This window comes from Rhodanobacter sp. OR92, assembly GCF_000427545.1.
GTDB lineage: Bacteria > Pseudomonadota > Gammaproteobacteria > Xanthomonadales > Rhodanobacteraceae > Rhodanobacter > Rhodanobacter denitrificans.
The window spans coordinates 261,929-276,809 of record NZ_ATYF01000012.1 but is presented as its reverse complement, the minus strand read 5'-3'; the positions used below and the strand labels follow the sequence as shown (position 1 = coordinate 276,809).

Below are 14,881 nucleotides of genomic sequence, written 5' to 3'. Positions count from 1 at the left end.
TGTCTTATGTCGCTTCATTCGGGAACAGCGCCGGGCTGAACGGATGTCGGGTGATGAACTGCCGCAAGATGCGAGCGAAATGCTCCTTGTTCTCCGGCAACATTTCCCTCGGCTCATAGAGGGAGTAGTCGCCATGGCTCATCAAATCGATGACTCGCTTGTAAACCGTCTGGTTCGGTTCATTGTCTTCGGCCTTGATGCACTCGTCCCACTTCGCGTAACCAAAGAAACACGCCGTCTGCTCCATGACTCGACGCATCATGTTGAAATGGTGGGTATAGAGCGCGCCCGACTTCAAGGCTTCATGCAACTCGACTAGCGACGCGAGGTGATACAGGAACGGCGTGCTGTCGGTTTCATGCAGGGCAAAGCCTTCGGCTTGCGGTCCCTTGCTGAAAAAATATCGGCGTGGCTTCTTCAATTCGTTGCACAGCACGTTGAAGAACAACACGTGATGCGTGGATATCACCACACGTAGCCGCTCGTGCGACCCCGTCATCAGTTGCGCCAGATGGTGCGCAACCATGACCGCGTTGTTGTCGTCCAGCGAAGAGATGGGATCATCGATGTAGATGTATCTGACCCACTTGTAAGCCTCGGCACCGTCGAGTACCAGTTGCACAATGGCCAGGAAGAAGCACCAGATGAAGATGTTTTCCTCGCCGCGCGAGACCTTGATGTCCTCCTCGCGCTTGGTCTCGTAGGTGCCGTCTTCCCTTTTCTGCCGAGTTTCGCGCGCGAAGCTGACCTCCCATGCGTCCGTGTCGATCTCGAACTCGAAATCGACATAACGGTTCAACAGCGGACGGATGCGGTTGTCCATCTCCAGTTCGCCTATTCCGGCGAAGAAGCGGGAGTCCTGGTTGATCTTCAGCACCCGCTCGCGGTCGTTGGCGAGATCGTTGTCCCACTGGAACAGGTCTTCGGTGAATGCGTTGAAGTAGAGCGTGTCGCGCTCGGTCACCTCGCCGTTCTCATCGACCTTCTTGCCCAGATCCTTGAACATGGTGGACAGCCGGGTCTTGCCCGTGCCGTTGTAGGCGTAGAGCAGAACGAATTTTTTCTTGTCCAGCTCCTCGCGAAGATGCTTCGCCAATGCCGGGAGATCGGGGAACGGCACAGCACCCATGGCCTTGCCCGACTGTTTCTGGCCGGTCCCCGTCATGGCTTCGGGCGTCTCTTGATCTTGTTTTCCAGCGCGGCCAGTTCGGCCTCATCGGCGGCATCGGCCGCCCGCGCTTCCTGCTGCTTGCGTTGTTCGTCGAAGGCGAGATAGCGCTCGCTGGTGTGCGCTTCCATCTGCCCGTGACTCACGGAGCCGGCGCTCGTCAGCAAGGGGAAGCCGTTGGAGCTGATGATCTCGCCCACGTTCTCCATCCAGAAGCGCATGGGGATCTCCTGCCGGCGCTTGGCACGCAGCTCGGCAGTTTCCAGGAAGATCACCACCAGCCGGTTGAGGGTGTCGATCTCGTCCTCGCTGAGGTAATTCTTGGCGATCACGATGTCCTGCTTGCGCACCCGGCCGCCGCTCCATGCGCGCAGGCCGAAGTGCGGATCGGCGGGATTCGCGCGGGCCATGATCAGCTCCGCCGCCGTCTGCTGCGTCACCGCGTACAGCAGCAGGTTCTGCACCGTGGCGAAGAACACCTGCGTGGCACGGTCGCTCTTGTCATAGTCCACGCTCAGCGCGAACAGGTCGCGCAGCTTCTGGTAGAAGCGCTTCTCCGAGGCGCGGATGTCGCGGATGCGCACCAGCATCTCGTCGAAATGGTCGGGGCGCCCGTCCGGGTTCTTCAGGCGCTCGTCGTCCATGACGAAGCCCTTGAGCAGGTATTCCTTGAGCGCCGTGCTGGCCCACTGGCGGAATTGCACGCCGCGCGGCGAGCGCACCCGATAACCCACGGCCAGGATGGCGTCGAGGTTGTAGAGCGTGACCGGGCGCTGCACCTGGCGACTCCCCTCGGTTTGAACTACCGAGGATTCCTCGGTAGTTGCCTCCCGGGCCAGCTCAGCATCCTCGTAGATGTTCTTGAGGTGCAGGCCAATGTTGTCGGTGCTGACATCGAACAACTCGGCCATCTCGCGCTGGGTCAGCCACACCGTCTTGCCGTCGGCACGCAGCTGGATGCGGCTGGTGCCGTCCTCGGTGGTGTAGAGGATCAGGCCGCTCATGCGCTGGCGGCCTCCGGCGCGGGGAACAGTTGCTGCATCAGGCCCTGCTTGTGGGTCTTGAGGGCGGCGAGCTGGTGGGATTCGGCGGTGATTTTGGCGTCGAGGGAGGAGAGGCAGTCGGCGATGCGTTGCTGTTCGGCCAAGGATGGAACGATCACGCTCAACTCCTTGAAAAACGGCAGGCCAATGGTCTTGATCGTGCTGCCTGACGCCACGTCCTCGAACAACGGCTTCATGAGCTGAAACAAGTAATACAGATACCAATTCGAAAGCAGCTTTGCATCGCAACTCCACACCATGAAGTGCTGACTAACTGCCATCGGCTCCTTCATGACCGCGCTCTTACCTACTCCGGCATCACGGCAAAGGATGACTGAACCCGCCTGATGCAGAACGGCTGATGAGTTAGCGATTCCTTGCTCCGAGATCTCAATCGTCGTTTCAGAAATGAAGCCGCTATCCAACCGTTTGGAATCCGCAAGCGAAACCCATTTGATTCCTTCACTGTAGTACGCAGGATTTGATTTGCTCGGGGTGTGTCCTGACCCGCGCTTCGCTAGTTCGCCGAGCCCTCTCTGTTCCCACTCCGGCGCGTTGCGGAATTCGGGGAAGCGGAGGCGGGGGCGGGTTTCGCCTTTGCGGGGGAAAAGTTGCTGCATCAGGCCGCGTTTGTGCGCCTTCAACGCCTCCACTTTCCGCCCCTGCGCGGCAATCACCTCGTCCAGCGACGTCAAGCAATCGGCGATCTTTTTTTGTTCATCTTCATCACTTGGATACGCAACTTCGATACGCTGAAAATTCTCGTACTTAAGATTCAACGTGTCTTTGACGAGACCTTGTGAATACTTTCGGAATTGGCCGACCAGCGGGGCCGTCTTGAAATAGTAAGAAAAGAATCGGCTGTTCGCCCCGCCAGTCGGTGCGCAAACCGTGTATGCGGGACTGATAAGGCCATCGATTCCCGCGTAAGCACTTCGACCTTCCCACATCCGCATGGTGTTATACGCAATGTCCCCCGGCACAACGCGGAGGTATTTAGATTTATCCGCATTGGAGTTGTTCTTACGGTTCGACTCGGCTTGTGGAACGATCCCATCTTTGTCCATGAGCGAAAGAAGTGGCAGGTCAGTAAAACCAGCCTCCTGGCGCTCCGAGAACAACTTCCCCAAGCGTGCGCGTTTCCAATTGCCAGCTTTCCGGAACTTCGGAAACCGCAGCCTCGGCACCGCCGTCGCTTTGCCCTGCTTCGCCATCGTCATTCCTCATACGCCTTAAGCCCGGCGATCTCCCGCCCACTTGCCCGTTTCTTCAGCAGCGGCAGCAGATCGCCCATCAGCGCCAGCTCCTTCTGCGTGCGTGCCTTCCAGCCCAGATCGAGTGGCGCGAGCAGTTCGGTGAGTTGCTCGCCGTCGAAGATGCGGCGGGCGAGGATGGCATCGACGAAGGCCTGCAGCGCGGCCACGGGCAAGCCGTGCTTGTCGGACAGCGCGGCCATGTCCTTCGCCGCCTTGTCGGTCTTGAACTGCCGGTAGCCGGCGCGGATGGCGGCCTCGTCCAGGCCTTCGCCGGCCTTGAGGCCACGCACGTACTCGCTGATGTCTTCGCGCTCGTCCATGAACTTGGCGTCGCCGGCGATCAGGCCGATCAGCTGCTCGCGGCTCATGCTGGCCTTGCCGGGGGTTTTCGCCGAGTAATCGGCGATCAGTTTCATGATGTAGTCGTAGTCGATGGTGCTGGAGGCAAACAGCACGAACTCGAAATCGAGCTGATCCACCGCCTCGTCTTTCTGGCCGTTCGGCTTGGCTTGCTGCGCGCGCAGCCGCTGCGCGGTTTCCAGGTAGGCGCCGCGGAAGGCATTGTGCTCATCGCGCGGCAAGACGGCTTCGATCTGCTGTTTTTGTGCGTCGTCCAGGTCGGTGTACTGGTCGAGCTGGGTCTTGAGCTTCTGCACCTGTTTGAAGTGCTCGACGAAGGCGGCACGGGCGGCGTCGCCCTTGAGGTTGGCGATGTCGTCGGGCTTGCCGGTGAGGCCTTGTGACTGCATGAAGCTGTCGAGCTTGTCGCGTGCATCTTTCAGCTTGTCGATGACCACGGGCGCAGTGTCCACCAGCCAGATCTCGCGTGCCTTGTCGGCCTTGGCGCCGGAGAACAGCGCGATGGCAGCGTCCACCTCTTTCTGCTGGCCGCGGAAGTCGAGGATGTTGCCGTAGGGCTTGGTGTCGTTGAGCACGCGGTTGGTGCGGCTGAACGCCTGGATCAGGCCGTGGTGCTTGAGGTTCTTGTCCACGTATAAGGTGTTCAAGTACTTGCTGTCGAAGCCGGTGAGCAGCATGTCCACCACGATGGTGATGTCGAGCTTTTCGCGGCCCTTCATCGGCAGGTCGGCATTGGGGAACTGCTGGTCCTTGATGCGCTGCTGCACGTCCTGGTAGTAGGCGTCGAACTCCTCGATGCGGTGGTTGGTGCCGAAGCGCGCGTTGTAGTCGGCAATGATCGCCTTGAGCGCATTCTTCTTGGCTTCGGGATCGTGCTTGTTGTCTTCCTGCTCCTGCGGCAGGTCCTCCTGCAGCTGCTTCACGTCGGCGCTGACGTCGGCCGGCGGCGAGAACACGGCGGCGATATTGAGTGGCCCGAAGTCCGGATCGGCCTGCTGCTTCTCGGCCTGCGCGACCTCGAAAAGTTTGAAGTACTCGATGGCGTCGTTGATGGACGCGGTGGCGAGGAGGGCGTTGAAGCGACGCCCGCCGGTGGCGGCATCGTGCTTGGCCAGGATGGCATCGACAATGGCGCGCTTGGCCAGCGTTTCGCCGGGCTTGGGCGCCTGCTTGCCGTTGGGCCGGCCCTTCTCAGGCTTGTAGTAGTCCACGTGGAAGCGCAGGACGTTCCTATCTTCGATGGCGTGGGTGATGGTGTATTCGTGCAGGGACTGCTGGAACAGGTCTTCGGTGGTCTTGAGGGTCTGCTCCTCGCCCTCGATGCGCTTGTAGCTGGCGTTCTGCTCGAAGATCGGCGTGCCGGTGAAACCGAACAGCTGGGCCTTGGGAAAAAATTCCCTGATGGCCTGATGGTTGTCACCGAACTGCGAGCGATGGCATTCGTCGAAGATGAAGACGATGCGCTTGTCGCTCAGCGCCGCAAGCTGCTCGGTGTGGCTGGCCAGCCCGCGCTTTTCCCGGCTTTTGTTGCGCTTGCTGTTTTCGTCCAGCGCCAGGCCTAGCTTTTGGATGGTGCAGACGATGACCTTGTCGGCCGCCTCGTCCGAGAGCATGCGGCGCACCAGCGCGCCGGTGTTGGTGTTCTCCTCGACACAACCTTCCTGGAAGCGGTTGAACTCCTCGCGGGTCTGCCGATCGAGATCCTTGCGATCCACCACGAACAGGCACTTCTCGATGGCCGGGTTGGCCTTGAGCAGGGTGGATGCCTTGAAGCTGGTGAGCGTCTTGCCGCTGCCGGTGGTGTGCCAGATGTAGCCGTTGCCGAGGTTCTTGTCGATGCACTCGACGATGTTCTTCACCGCGTAGATCTGGTACGGCCGCATCATCAACAGCTTCTGCTCGCTGGCCACCAGCACCATGTAGCGGCTGATCATCTGGCCCAGCGTGCACTTGGCCAGGAACGCCTCGGCGAAGGCATCGATGCCGTTGATCTTGCTGTTGTCGGGCGCGGCGTACTGGTAGATCGGCAGGAAGCGCTCGTCCGCATTGAACGCGAAGTGGCGCGCGTTGTTGTTGGCGAAGTAGTAGGTGAAATCCCGGTTGCTGACGATGAACAGCTGGATGAAGCACAGCAATGTTCGGGTGTAGCTGTTGCCGGGGTCGTTCTTGTACTCGACGATCTGCTCGATGGCCCGGCGCGGGTTGATACCCAGCGTCTTCAGCTCGATCTGCACCGCCGGCACGCCATTGATGAGCAGCAGCACGTCGTAGCGGTGGTAGCTGTAGTCGGTGTTGATGCGGAACTGGCTGGCGACCTCGAAATCGTTCTTGCACCAGTCGTTGGTGTTGACCAGCGTGTAGTTCAGCGGCGTACCGTCGTCGCGGGTGAACGCGTTGCGGTGGCGCAGCGCGTGCGCGGCCTTGAACACATCCGGTGTCACGATCTCTTCCAGCAGGCGCTTGAACTCGGCATCGGTCAGGCTGACCCGGTTCAGCGCCTCGAACTTTTCGCGGAAGTTGCGCTCCATGGCCGCGCGGTCGCGAATGTCCGGGCGCAGCGTGTACTTGAGCTCGCCGAGCTTTTCGATGAGCTCCTGCTCGATGGTGCTTTCCCTGACTTGCATAAGCATCTCGCTCTCAGGTGGTTGCCGCACCATGGACAGGTGTTCGGCAAAATGGCCTGGGAAGTCTACCGGATGAGGCCAGCGCCACCCCGATGCTGGGCAGGTTGCTACCGGTCGACGTTTGCCGATCCCGACCCTCCAACGGGGTGTTTTGCCGACAAGAACGTGGTCGATGCCATCGCTGCGTGCGTCATCTATTACCTACACGACATCGCGCCCCAAGCCCGCAGCATACGATTGCTACCCTCCCCGCGCCGCCAAACCGGCGGCTTGCGACGCAACAAGGAGTGTTTCCATGTCCAGCGACAATCGTATTTCGGCGGTGCTTTCGGATGAGGACGTGACGGCGGTGCAGGGCGCGCTGGCGGCGATGCGCGCGGCGCTGCCGTTCCTGGTGACGCTGGCGGCGCAGGAGCGGCAGGCCTTGCCGCGGCTGGGGCCGAAGTCGGTGGGTTTCGACGAGAAGTGCGTGACCTACATGACGAACCGGGCGCAGTTCGTGCCGGGCTTCGTGGACCTGGCCGAGGTGCAGAAGGATCGCGCCCTGCGCAGCCAACTGCTGCGTTTCGCGGCGGAGCTGCAGACGCTGGCCGCCAGTGTGGACGACACGCTGCAGCTGGTGGCCAGCGAGGTGTGGATGGCCGACCTGGCGTACTACCAGAGCGTGCGCGAGGCGGCCCACCGCGGCCGTGACGGCGCGCAGGACGTGTACGACGACCTGCGCCAGCGCTTCCCCGGCCCGCGCGCCAACCGTGCCGCGCCGGAACCGGCCGCGGCCTGAGTCGTGAACCCCGGCGGGGCGGTTGCCGACCGCGCCGCCGGGACTTTGCCGGTCGACACGGACCTGCGCTACCGCGGCAGCGCGGTTCGCCACCCCGGCGCCGCGCTTCGCGACCGCCCCGTCGACTTTCCGAACCTCCCCGCCGGCCTGGGGTACCTCCCTGTCGAGGTTCGGAACCTCTCCGTCGGGCTTCGCGACCTCCCCGCCGGGGTTCCGTACCTCCCGCCCGACCTGTGGAGCCTCCCGGTCGGGGTTCGCCACCTCCCCGCCGACCTTCGGAACCGCACCCGCTTCCCCTTCGGTGCCCTGTGATTTTTTTCCGTACCCTGCGAATCATGGGGTGAACCGCGAGGAAGCAGGCGTCCATGACCGGCAGACAACACCAGCAACGTTTCGAGTCGCTGCTGCACGAGCATCGCAGGATCGTGTTCAAGGTGGCCGGGCTGTACAGCCGCAGCGCGGCCGATCGCGACGACCTGGTGCAGGAGATCAGCGCGCAGCTGTGGCGCTCGTTCGGCGGCTACGACGAGGGGCGGGCGAAGTTTTCCACCTGGCTGTACCGCATCGCGCTGAACGTGGCGATCTCGCAGGCGCGGCGCTGGCCGGAGGCGGACCGCATGGAGCCGCTGGACACGCACCACCTGGAAACGATCGGCGGCGGCGAGCCGATCGCCGAGCAGGACGAGCGGCTGGCCGCGCTGCATGCCTTCATCGGCCGGCTCGACCCGCTCAACCGCGCGCTGATCCTGCTTTACCTCGAAGACAGGAGCTACGCCGAGATCGCGCAGATCCTCGGCGTCAGCGAAACCAACGTGGCGACCAAGCTCGGTCGCATCAGGCAGAAACTGCGCGGCCAGATGACGGCCGCCGAAACCAGCGGAGCATGACGATGGAACTGGACGAGATGAAACAGGCATGGGCGCGCATGGATCTGCGCCAGGACGGCATGGAGGCGCTGCTGCGCCAGGACTTCCGCGAGCGGCGGATGGACAAGCTGCATTCGACGCTGCGCTGGAGCCTGTGGTGGCAGGCGGTCGAGATCGCCTGCTGGCTGGCCTTCGTGGTGTTCGTCGCCTCGTTCTGGGTGGCGCACCGGCAGGTCACGCACCTGCTGGTGATCGGCCTGCTGCTGCACGCCTACGGCATCGCCGGGATCTGGTCGAGCGTGACCCAGCTGTTCCTGCTCAGCCGCATCCATCTGTTCGACGCGCCGGTGCTGGTGCTGCAGCGGCGGCTGGCGCAGCTGCGCCGCTTCCGCATGGTCAGCACGCTGGCGCTGGGCCTGCCGTGGTGGTTCCTGTGGCTGCTGCTGCCGCTGGTGGTGCTGACCTGGTGGTCCGGGACGGACCTGTTCGTCGGGGCCTCGGGCTGGATCGGGGCGAACATGGCGGTGGGCGCCGTGGGCGTCGGCTTCAGCCTGTGGCTGGCGCGGCGCCTGGCCGCTCGCCCGCTCGGGTCGCCGTGGCTGCGGCGCGTGGTCGATGACATGAGCGGGCGCAGCCTGCTCAACGCGTCGCGCCAGCTGGACGAGCTGGCCCGCTTCGAGCGGGAGTGAACGGAGGCGGCGAATGACCGCCGGCTGAATCGATGCGGGCGGCAGGCGTCATCCCGCCACGGGGTCGCCTCGTTTGCTGCCTTCAACCCGCCACGGTGGCGGTGCGAGGGAGAGGACACCATGAAACGGTTCTACCGCAGATTGTTGGTCGCCAGCATCATTGCCGGCGTCGGCCTTTGTGGCGCGATGGCAGCCACGGCGCAAACCACGGCCAGTACCACCCAGCGCGACGTCAAGCAGCAGCAGCGCATCGAACAGGGGCTGAAATCCGGCCAACTGAGCACGGCCGAGGCGGCGCGGCTGGAGCGGGGCCAGGCGCAGGTGGATCGCCTGCAGGCACATGTGCTGCGCGACGGCAGCCTGAGCGCGGCCGAGCAGGCGCGCCTCAGCGCGGCGCAGAACCACCAGAGCCGGGCCATCCATGCCGAACGGCACGACGGCGTCAGCGGCAACCCGCAGTCGCGCTCGTCGCGGCGCATGCAGCGCGACGTGGCGCGCAACGTGCACCAGCAGAGCCGCATCGAGCACGGCGTGCAGTCCGGCGCGCTGACCGCGCACGAGACCGCCCGGCTGGAGGGGCGCCAGGCGCACGCCGCGCAGGTCGAGCAGCGCGCCGCCCGCGACGGCCACGTGGGGCCGCACGAGCAGCGCCACATCCAGCGCGTCGACCAGCGCGACAGCCGCAGCATCTACCGCAAGAAGCACAACGGGCGGGTGGTGGGCTGAGCGGCGGCGGCCATCCGCGTCAGGTTCGCGCCCCCGTGCCGTGCGCGGCGGGTGCGAACCTGGCGCTCAACGCGCCTTCGGCTTCAGCCGCACGTAGAGCTGCTTGCGCACGCGGGCGATGAGCTGGCCGGAAGCGGTGGTCACCTCGGTCTCGAACCAGCGCAGCACCTTCTCGCCGCCGGCGGCTGCGGTGCGCAACTCGTCGACCACGCTGGCCTCGAGTTTGAAGTGCGCGTAGACGTCCTCGTAGCCCGGCGCGACGAAGTCGATCGCGCCGGCCTTGTCCCACACGTAGTAGTCGCGGCCGAGCTGGTGCATCGCCAGCAGCATCCAGAACGGGTCGACCATCGCGAACAGGTTGCCGCCGAACTGGCTCTTCACGTAGTTGCGGTTCCACGGCCGCAGCCGCAGTACCACTTTCGCCTCGGTGTAGTCGTCGCTGAGCGACTGCAGGCGGATCGCGTTGACCAGGAACGGCGGCCACAGGTTGAGCAGGCGGCGGAAGGTCGATGCGCGCATGGGGAGGCTCGTTGGGGCGGGAAGGGGGCATCTTACCTAACCGTACCTTGCGGTATGGAGGCCCGGAAAAACTCCATGCAGCATGAATCCCGGCGAAGACCGGTAGCCAGTGACTTCAGCTCATTGGAAACGCAACGTCACGGGATTCCAGCTTTCGCTGGAATGACGAGCCTGAGGCGGGAGCGATGCGGGGTCAGAACAGCAGCGAGGCCATCCGCCGCCGGTAGCGGCCGACCAGCTCGGCGTCGTCGAGCGTGGCGAAGGCAGCGAGCAGGCGTTTCTTGGCCTGGCCGTCGTTCCAGTCGCGGGCTTTCTGCAGGATGACAAGGAACTGTTCCAGGCCGGCTTCGACGTCGCCTTCGAGCAGCAGATGCACGCCGAGCTGGTCGCGGGCGGCCCAGTCGCCGGCGTCGGCCTGCACGCGCTGCCGCAGTTCGGCGATGCCCGGCGCGTCTTTCAGTGCGTGGGCCAGCTCCAGCTCGCTGCGCAGGCGCACGGCGCGGGCGTCGGTGGCGAGGTTGGCCGGCAGCGCGGCCAGCTCGGCCTTGGCCGCGGCGACGTTGCCGGCGCGCATCAGCGCCAGCGCCAGATCGAGTTTCAGTTCGGGCCGGTTCGGTTCGGTGGCGATCGCCTGCTGCAGGCGGTTGATCGCCTGTTCGGCGGTTTCCGGCACGGTGGCTGCTTCGGCGGGTTCGGCTGATGCTTCCAGCGGCTGCACGTGGCGCGACAGGAATTCGCGCAGCTGGCCTTCGGGCAGCGCGCCGGTGAAGCCGTCGAGCACCTGGCCGTCCTTCACCAGCACCACGGTGGGGATGCTGCGGATGCCGAACATGCCGGCCAGCTCCTGCTGCGTGTCCACGTCGACCTTGCCCAGCCGGAACGCGCCGTGGTACTCGGCGGCGAGTTTTTCCAGCATCGGGCCGAGCGTCTTGCACGGCTCGCACCAGGTCGCCCAGAAATCCACCAGCACCGGCGTGGTCAGCGAGGCCTGCAGCACGTCGGCTTCGAAGGTCTGCTGATCCACGTCGAAGACGTGGGAAACGGCGGCGGCATCGGTCACGGGAAACTCCAGCTCGGCAGGTGCCGGTTCAGATCGGGGTTGCCGGGCAGCATATCAAGCGGCGCGTTCACGATAGATTTGCGAGAATCTGCGGATCGTCACGCCGAAGCAAGGCACCGGCTGCATGGGCACGAGCTCACCTGAAACGCTGCTGGTCTGCGAGCACTGCGACACGGTCTACCGCCGTCGTTCGCTGGCCCGCGGCGAGGTGGCGACCTGCGCCCGCTGCGGAGCGGAGCTGGAGCGCCACCACGCGTTGAGCGTGAACGCGATGCTGGCGCTGATCCTGACCGCGATGATCGTGTTCGTGCAGGCGAACATGTGGCCGATCGTGACGCTGGGCCTGAGCGGGCAGCAGAGCAGCACCACGCTGTGGGGCGTGATCCTCGCGATGTGGCGCGAAGAGGCCAAGGTGGTCTCGGTGCTGGTGGCCGCCACGCTGTTCTTCTTTCCGCTGCTGAAGATGTTGCTGCTGGGCTGGCTGCTGTGGTTCGGCAAGGCCGGGCGGCGCGCGCCGGGCTTCGTGCCGCTGATGGTGGTGCTGCACCGGCTCGGGCCGTGGACGATGAGCGAGGTGTTCGTGCTGGGCGCGCTGGTGGCGATCGTCAAGGCGCATACCTATTTCGACGTGACGCCGGACCCGGGCATCTACGCTTACGCGGCGCTGACCCTGCTGATCACCATCTTCGCCGGGGTGGACCTGCGCCAGCTGTGGGACCAGGTGCCGGAGCACGCCGCGTGAGCGCCCTGCCGCGCGCCGCCGAACTGGGCCTGATCGCCTGCACGGTGTGCGGGCAGGTGTGCCGCAACGTGCCCGGCGACCCGCAGCTGGACGGCGACGGCGTGGACGACGCGATGGCCTGCCCGCGCTGCGGCAGCACGTTGCGCCGGCGCAAGCCGCACAGCTACGCGCACACCTGGGCGCTGCTGATCGCCGCGTTCCTCCTGTACATCCCTGCCAACGTGCTGCCGATCATGCGCACCGCCAGCCTCAACGACGTGGACGACAACACCATCATCAGCGGCGTGGTGGAGCTGTGGGTGAAGGGTTCGCCGAACCTGGCGATCATCGTGTTCACCGCCAGCATCGTGGTGCCGGTGCTGAAGTTCCTCGCGCTGGGCACCTTGCTGGTGAGCAGCCAGCAAGGCAGCGACTGGGCGCGGCCGCAACGTGCAAGACTCTATCGGCTGGTCGAGCTGATCGGCTACTGGTCGATGCTGGACGTGTTCGTGGTGGCGTTGCTGACGGCGCTGGTGCGCTTCAGCGTGCTGAGCCTGGTGGAACCGCTGCCGGGCGTGATCTTCTTCGGCCTGACCGTGGTGCTGACCATGCTGGCCTCGATGAGTTTCGACCCCCGCCTGATCTGGGATGGCAAGGATACCGATGACTGACGACAACCCCATCGAACAGGCCCCGCCGGGCGGCGAGCTGCCGCGGCCGGTGGTGAAGCGGCGCCGCTTCAACGCCTCGCTGATCTGGCTGGTGCCGGCGCTGGCGGCGTTGGTCGGGCTGTCGCTGGTGATCAACAACTGGCTGCAGGCCGGGCCGCAGATCACCATCAGCTTCCAGAGCGCCGAGGGCCTGGACGCCGGCAAGACCCCGGTGAAGTACAAGAACGTGGTGATCGGGCGGGTCAACAAGATCCATCTGAGCAGCGACCGCAGCCACGTGCTGGTCAACGTGGCGCTGGAGAAGAGCGCCGAGGGCTTCGCCACCAAGGACACCCGCTTCTGGGTGGTGCGCCCGCGGATCGGGCTGGGCGGCGTGTCCGGCATCGACACCCTGCTGTCGGGCGCCTTCATCGGCGCCGACGTGGGCGATTCGAACGACTACCAGGACGAGTTCAAGGGGCTGGAGCTGCCGCCGGCGGTGAACCACGGCGCGCCGGGGCGCAGCTTCGTCCTGCACAGCGGCGACCTCGGCTCGCTCGACATCGGCTCGCCGGTGTACTACCGGCGCATCCAGGTCGGCCGGGTGGCGTCCTACCAGCTGGACCCGGACGGCAAGGGCGTCTCGCTGCAGATCTTCGTGGACGGCCCGAACGACAAGTTCGTCACCCGCTCCTCGCGCTTCTGGAATGCCAGCGGCGTGGACGTGTCGATCGGCGCGAACGGGCTGAAGCTCAACACGCAGTCGCTGGCCACCGTGCTGGCCGGCGGCGTGGCGTTCCAGGACCCGCCCGGGCCGCACGACAGCACGCCGGCGCCGGAGGACAACGCGTACACCCTGTTCGGCGACCAGGCCACCGCGATGGCGCCGCCGGACGGTACGCCGCACTACATCCGCATGCGCTTCGAGCAGTCGGTGCGCGGGCTGGCAGTGGACGCGCCGGTGGAGTTCCTCGGCATCAACATCGGCAAGGTGGTGTCGGTGCGGCTGGACTACGACGAGCAGAAGCAGCGCTTCCCGGTGCTGGTCGGCGCGGTGATCTATCCGCAGCGGCTCGGCGCCGCCTATGACAAGCTGGAGGCGCTGGCCAAGGCGCACGGCGAGAATCCGGACCTGTCGCAGATGATCGGCCGCCTGGTCGAGCACGGCCTGCGTGCGCAGGCGCGCACCGGCAACCTGCTCACCGGCCAGTTGTACGTGGCGCTGGATTTCATCCCGAAGACGCCGAAGGTGGCGTTCGACCCGGCCGCGAAACCGCTGACCATTCCGACCGTGCCGGGCAGCTTCGACAAGCTGCAGGAGCAGATGGCCGGGATCGTCGACAAGCTCGCCAAGGTGCCGTTCGACAGCATCGGGCAGAACCTGGACCGGAGCCTGGCCGGGCTCGACCGCACGCTGAAGCAGGTCAATGGCCAGACGCTGCCGGCGCTCGGCGACACCCTGCACGGCGTGCAGCGGACCATGGGCACGGCGAACGAGGCGCTGGCCGGCGACTCGCCGCTGCAGCAGAACCTGGGCGCCACGCTGGAACAGCTGCAGCGCATGGCACGCTCGCTGCGCGTGCTGACCGATTACCTGGGCGGCCATCCGGAGGCGCTGATCCGCGGCCGCCGCGCGGATGCGAAACCGGCCGACGCGAAACCCGTCACCACGCCCGCGGCGATGCCGCCGACGCAAGGGAGCAAACCATGATTCGTAGCGGAAGGCATCTGCTGGGCGTGGCGGCCGGCGTGCTACTGGCGGCCTGTGCCTCGGCGCCGTTGCACTACTACACCCTGGTTGCGCCGGCCGACGAGCCGGCTGGCGGCCTCGTTGCGCCGGCGGACGAGTCTGCCGGCGGCCTGGTGGCGCCGACGACTAGCGCGCCGTCGCTGCCGTTCGAGCTGCTGCCGGTCGGCGTGCCGGCGCAGGTCGACCAGCCGCAGCTGGTGGTGCGCGAAGGCGGGCAGGGCGTGGCCCTGCTCGGCAGCGAGCGCTGGATCGCCCCGCTCGGCGACGAGGTGCGCAGTGCGCTGTCGGCCGACCTGGCGCGCGAACTGCACAGCGCGGACGTCAGCGGCCTGCCCGGCAACGATAAGCCGCTGCTGCGGATCAAGCTGGACCTGCGCCGGTTCGACTCCGCGCCCGGCAGCTATGCGTTGATCGAGGGCGCATGGAGCGTACGCCTGCTGCACGGCGCACGGCCCGCCACGCTGGCTTGCACCAGCCGCGTCAATGAAGCGGTGAGCCCGGGTTATCCTGCCCTGGTACAGGGCCATCAGCGCGCGATCGCCCGGCTGGCGGCGCAGATCGCCAGCGCGGCGCGGGCGCTCGGCGAAGGCCAGGCGCCTGCCTGCCCGCCCGGCTGAAGGCCGCAAGCTTGGCGCCCGGCCTGCGCTGGGCTAGTCTGCCCAGTTCAC

At 65.4% G+C, this 14,881-nt stretch carries 14 protein-coding genes; 8 read left to right on the top strand and 6 right to left on the bottom strand.

The annotated features are described in order from the left end of the window. Window positions 1-4: 4 nt before the first annotated feature. Genes RHOOR92_RS0106630 through RHOOR92_RS0106610 form a run of 4 tightly spaced genes read right to left on the bottom strand, consistent with a single transcriptional unit; the run spans window position 5 to window position 6,451 of the window. A complete protein-coding gene (locus tag RHOOR92_RS0106630; protein WP_231378343.1) occupies window positions 5-1,165 on the bottom strand; it encodes an AAA family ATPase in 1,161 nt (386 codons plus the stop codon). Further along, complete coding sequence (locus tag RHOOR92_RS0106625) at window positions 1,162-2,172, bottom strand: virulence RhuM family protein (RefSeq protein ID WP_027489896.1); 1,011 nt, start codon at window positions 2,170-2,172, stop codon at window positions 1,162-1,164. Before RHOOR92_RS0106625 ends, RHOOR92_RS0106630 begins: the two co-directional genes overlap by 4 nt. Further along, window positions 2,169-3,425, bottom strand: coding sequence for a restriction endonuclease subunit S (locus tag RHOOR92_RS18585; protein ID WP_196802008.1), 1,257 nt, complete (start codon window positions 3,423-3,425; stop codon window positions 2,169-2,171). Before RHOOR92_RS18585 ends, RHOOR92_RS0106625 begins: the two co-directional genes overlap by 4 nt. Before the next feature lie 2 nt (window positions 3,426-3,427). Then, the gene (locus RHOOR92_RS0106610) at window positions 3,428-6,451 is read right to left on the bottom strand and encodes a type I restriction endonuclease subunit R (RefSeq protein ID WP_027489893.1); all 3,024 of its coding nucleotides are present in this window, start codon (window positions 6,449-6,451) and stop codon (window positions 3,428-3,430) included. A gap of 295 nt (window positions 6,452-6,746) precedes the next feature. Here RHOOR92_RS0106610 and RHOOR92_RS0106605 point away from each other — a divergent pair, with 295 nt between their 5' ends. From RHOOR92_RS0106605 to RHOOR92_RS0106585, 4 genes are all read left to right on the top strand, one after another. Further along, entirely contained in the window at window positions 6,747-7,232 is a 486-nt protein-coding gene (locus RHOOR92_RS0106605) for a hypothetical protein (protein ID WP_027489892.1), read from the top strand. Between the two features lie 365 nt (window positions 7,233-7,597). Then, on the top strand, window positions 7,598-8,119 hold the full coding sequence (locus tag RHOOR92_RS0106595; protein ID WP_027489890.1) for a sigma-70 family RNA polymerase sigma factor: 522 nt from the start codon (window positions 7,598-7,600) through the stop codon (window positions 8,117-8,119). After that, window positions 8,116-8,787 carry a hypothetical protein gene (locus RHOOR92_RS0106590; RefSeq protein WP_231378342.1) on the top strand — a complete coding sequence of 224 codons (672 nt, stop codon included), beginning with the start codon at window positions 8,116-8,118 and terminating at the stop codon, window positions 8,785-8,787. The genes RHOOR92_RS0106595 and RHOOR92_RS0106590 overlap by 4 nt, the downstream gene beginning before the upstream one ends. A gap of 120 nt (window positions 8,788-8,907) precedes the next feature. After that, window positions 8,908-9,513, top strand: coding sequence for a hypothetical protein (locus RHOOR92_RS0106585; RefSeq protein WP_027489888.1), 606 nt, complete (start codon window positions 8,908-8,910; stop codon window positions 9,511-9,513). Window positions 9,514-9,579: 66 nt separating this feature from the next. Here the strand turns inward: RHOOR92_RS0106585 and RHOOR92_RS0106580 are convergent, their stop codons facing one another. Both RHOOR92_RS0106580 and trxA read right to left on the bottom strand, forming a co-directional pair. Beyond that, window positions 9,580-10,032 carry a DUF4442 domain-containing protein gene (locus tag RHOOR92_RS0106580; RefSeq protein WP_007510381.1) on the bottom strand — a complete coding sequence of 151 codons (453 nt, stop codon included), beginning with the start codon at window positions 10,030-10,032 and terminating at the stop codon, window positions 9,580-9,582. Window positions 10,033-10,225: 193 nt separating this feature from the next. Then, on the bottom strand, window positions 10,226-11,092 hold the full coding sequence (trxA, locus tag RHOOR92_RS0106575) for a thioredoxin (RefSeq protein ID WP_027484769.1): 867 nt from the start codon (window positions 11,090-11,092) through the stop codon (window positions 10,226-10,228). Window positions 11,093-11,216: 124 nt separating this feature from the next. Here trxA and RHOOR92_RS0106570 point away from each other — a divergent pair, with 124 nt between their 5' ends. Genes RHOOR92_RS0106570 through RHOOR92_RS0106555 form a run of 4 tightly spaced genes read left to right on the top strand, consistent with a single transcriptional unit; the run spans window position 11,217 to window position 14,830 of the window. Beyond that, complete coding sequence (locus RHOOR92_RS0106570) at window positions 11,217-11,834, top strand: paraquat-inducible protein A (protein ID WP_027484770.1); 618 nt, start codon at window positions 11,217-11,219, stop codon at window positions 11,832-11,834. Beyond that, on the top strand, window positions 11,831-12,484 hold the full coding sequence (locus tag RHOOR92_RS0106565) for a paraquat-inducible protein A (RefSeq protein ID WP_007510384.1): 654 nt from the start codon (window positions 11,831-11,833) through the stop codon (window positions 12,482-12,484). The genes RHOOR92_RS0106570 and RHOOR92_RS0106565 overlap by 4 nt, the downstream gene beginning before the upstream one ends. After that, window positions 12,477-14,174, top strand: a complete 1,698-nt coding sequence (locus RHOOR92_RS0106560) for an MlaD family protein (protein ID WP_027484771.1) — start codon at window positions 12,477-12,479, stop codon at window positions 14,172-14,174. The genes RHOOR92_RS0106565 and RHOOR92_RS0106560 overlap by 8 nt, the downstream gene beginning before the upstream one ends. Then, a complete protein-coding gene (locus RHOOR92_RS0106555; protein WP_007510386.1) occupies window positions 14,171-14,830 on the top strand; it encodes a PqiC family protein in 660 nt (219 codons plus the stop codon). Before RHOOR92_RS0106560 ends, RHOOR92_RS0106555 begins: the two co-directional genes overlap by 4 nt. The last annotated feature ends 51 nt before the right edge of the window (window positions 14,831-14,881 follow it).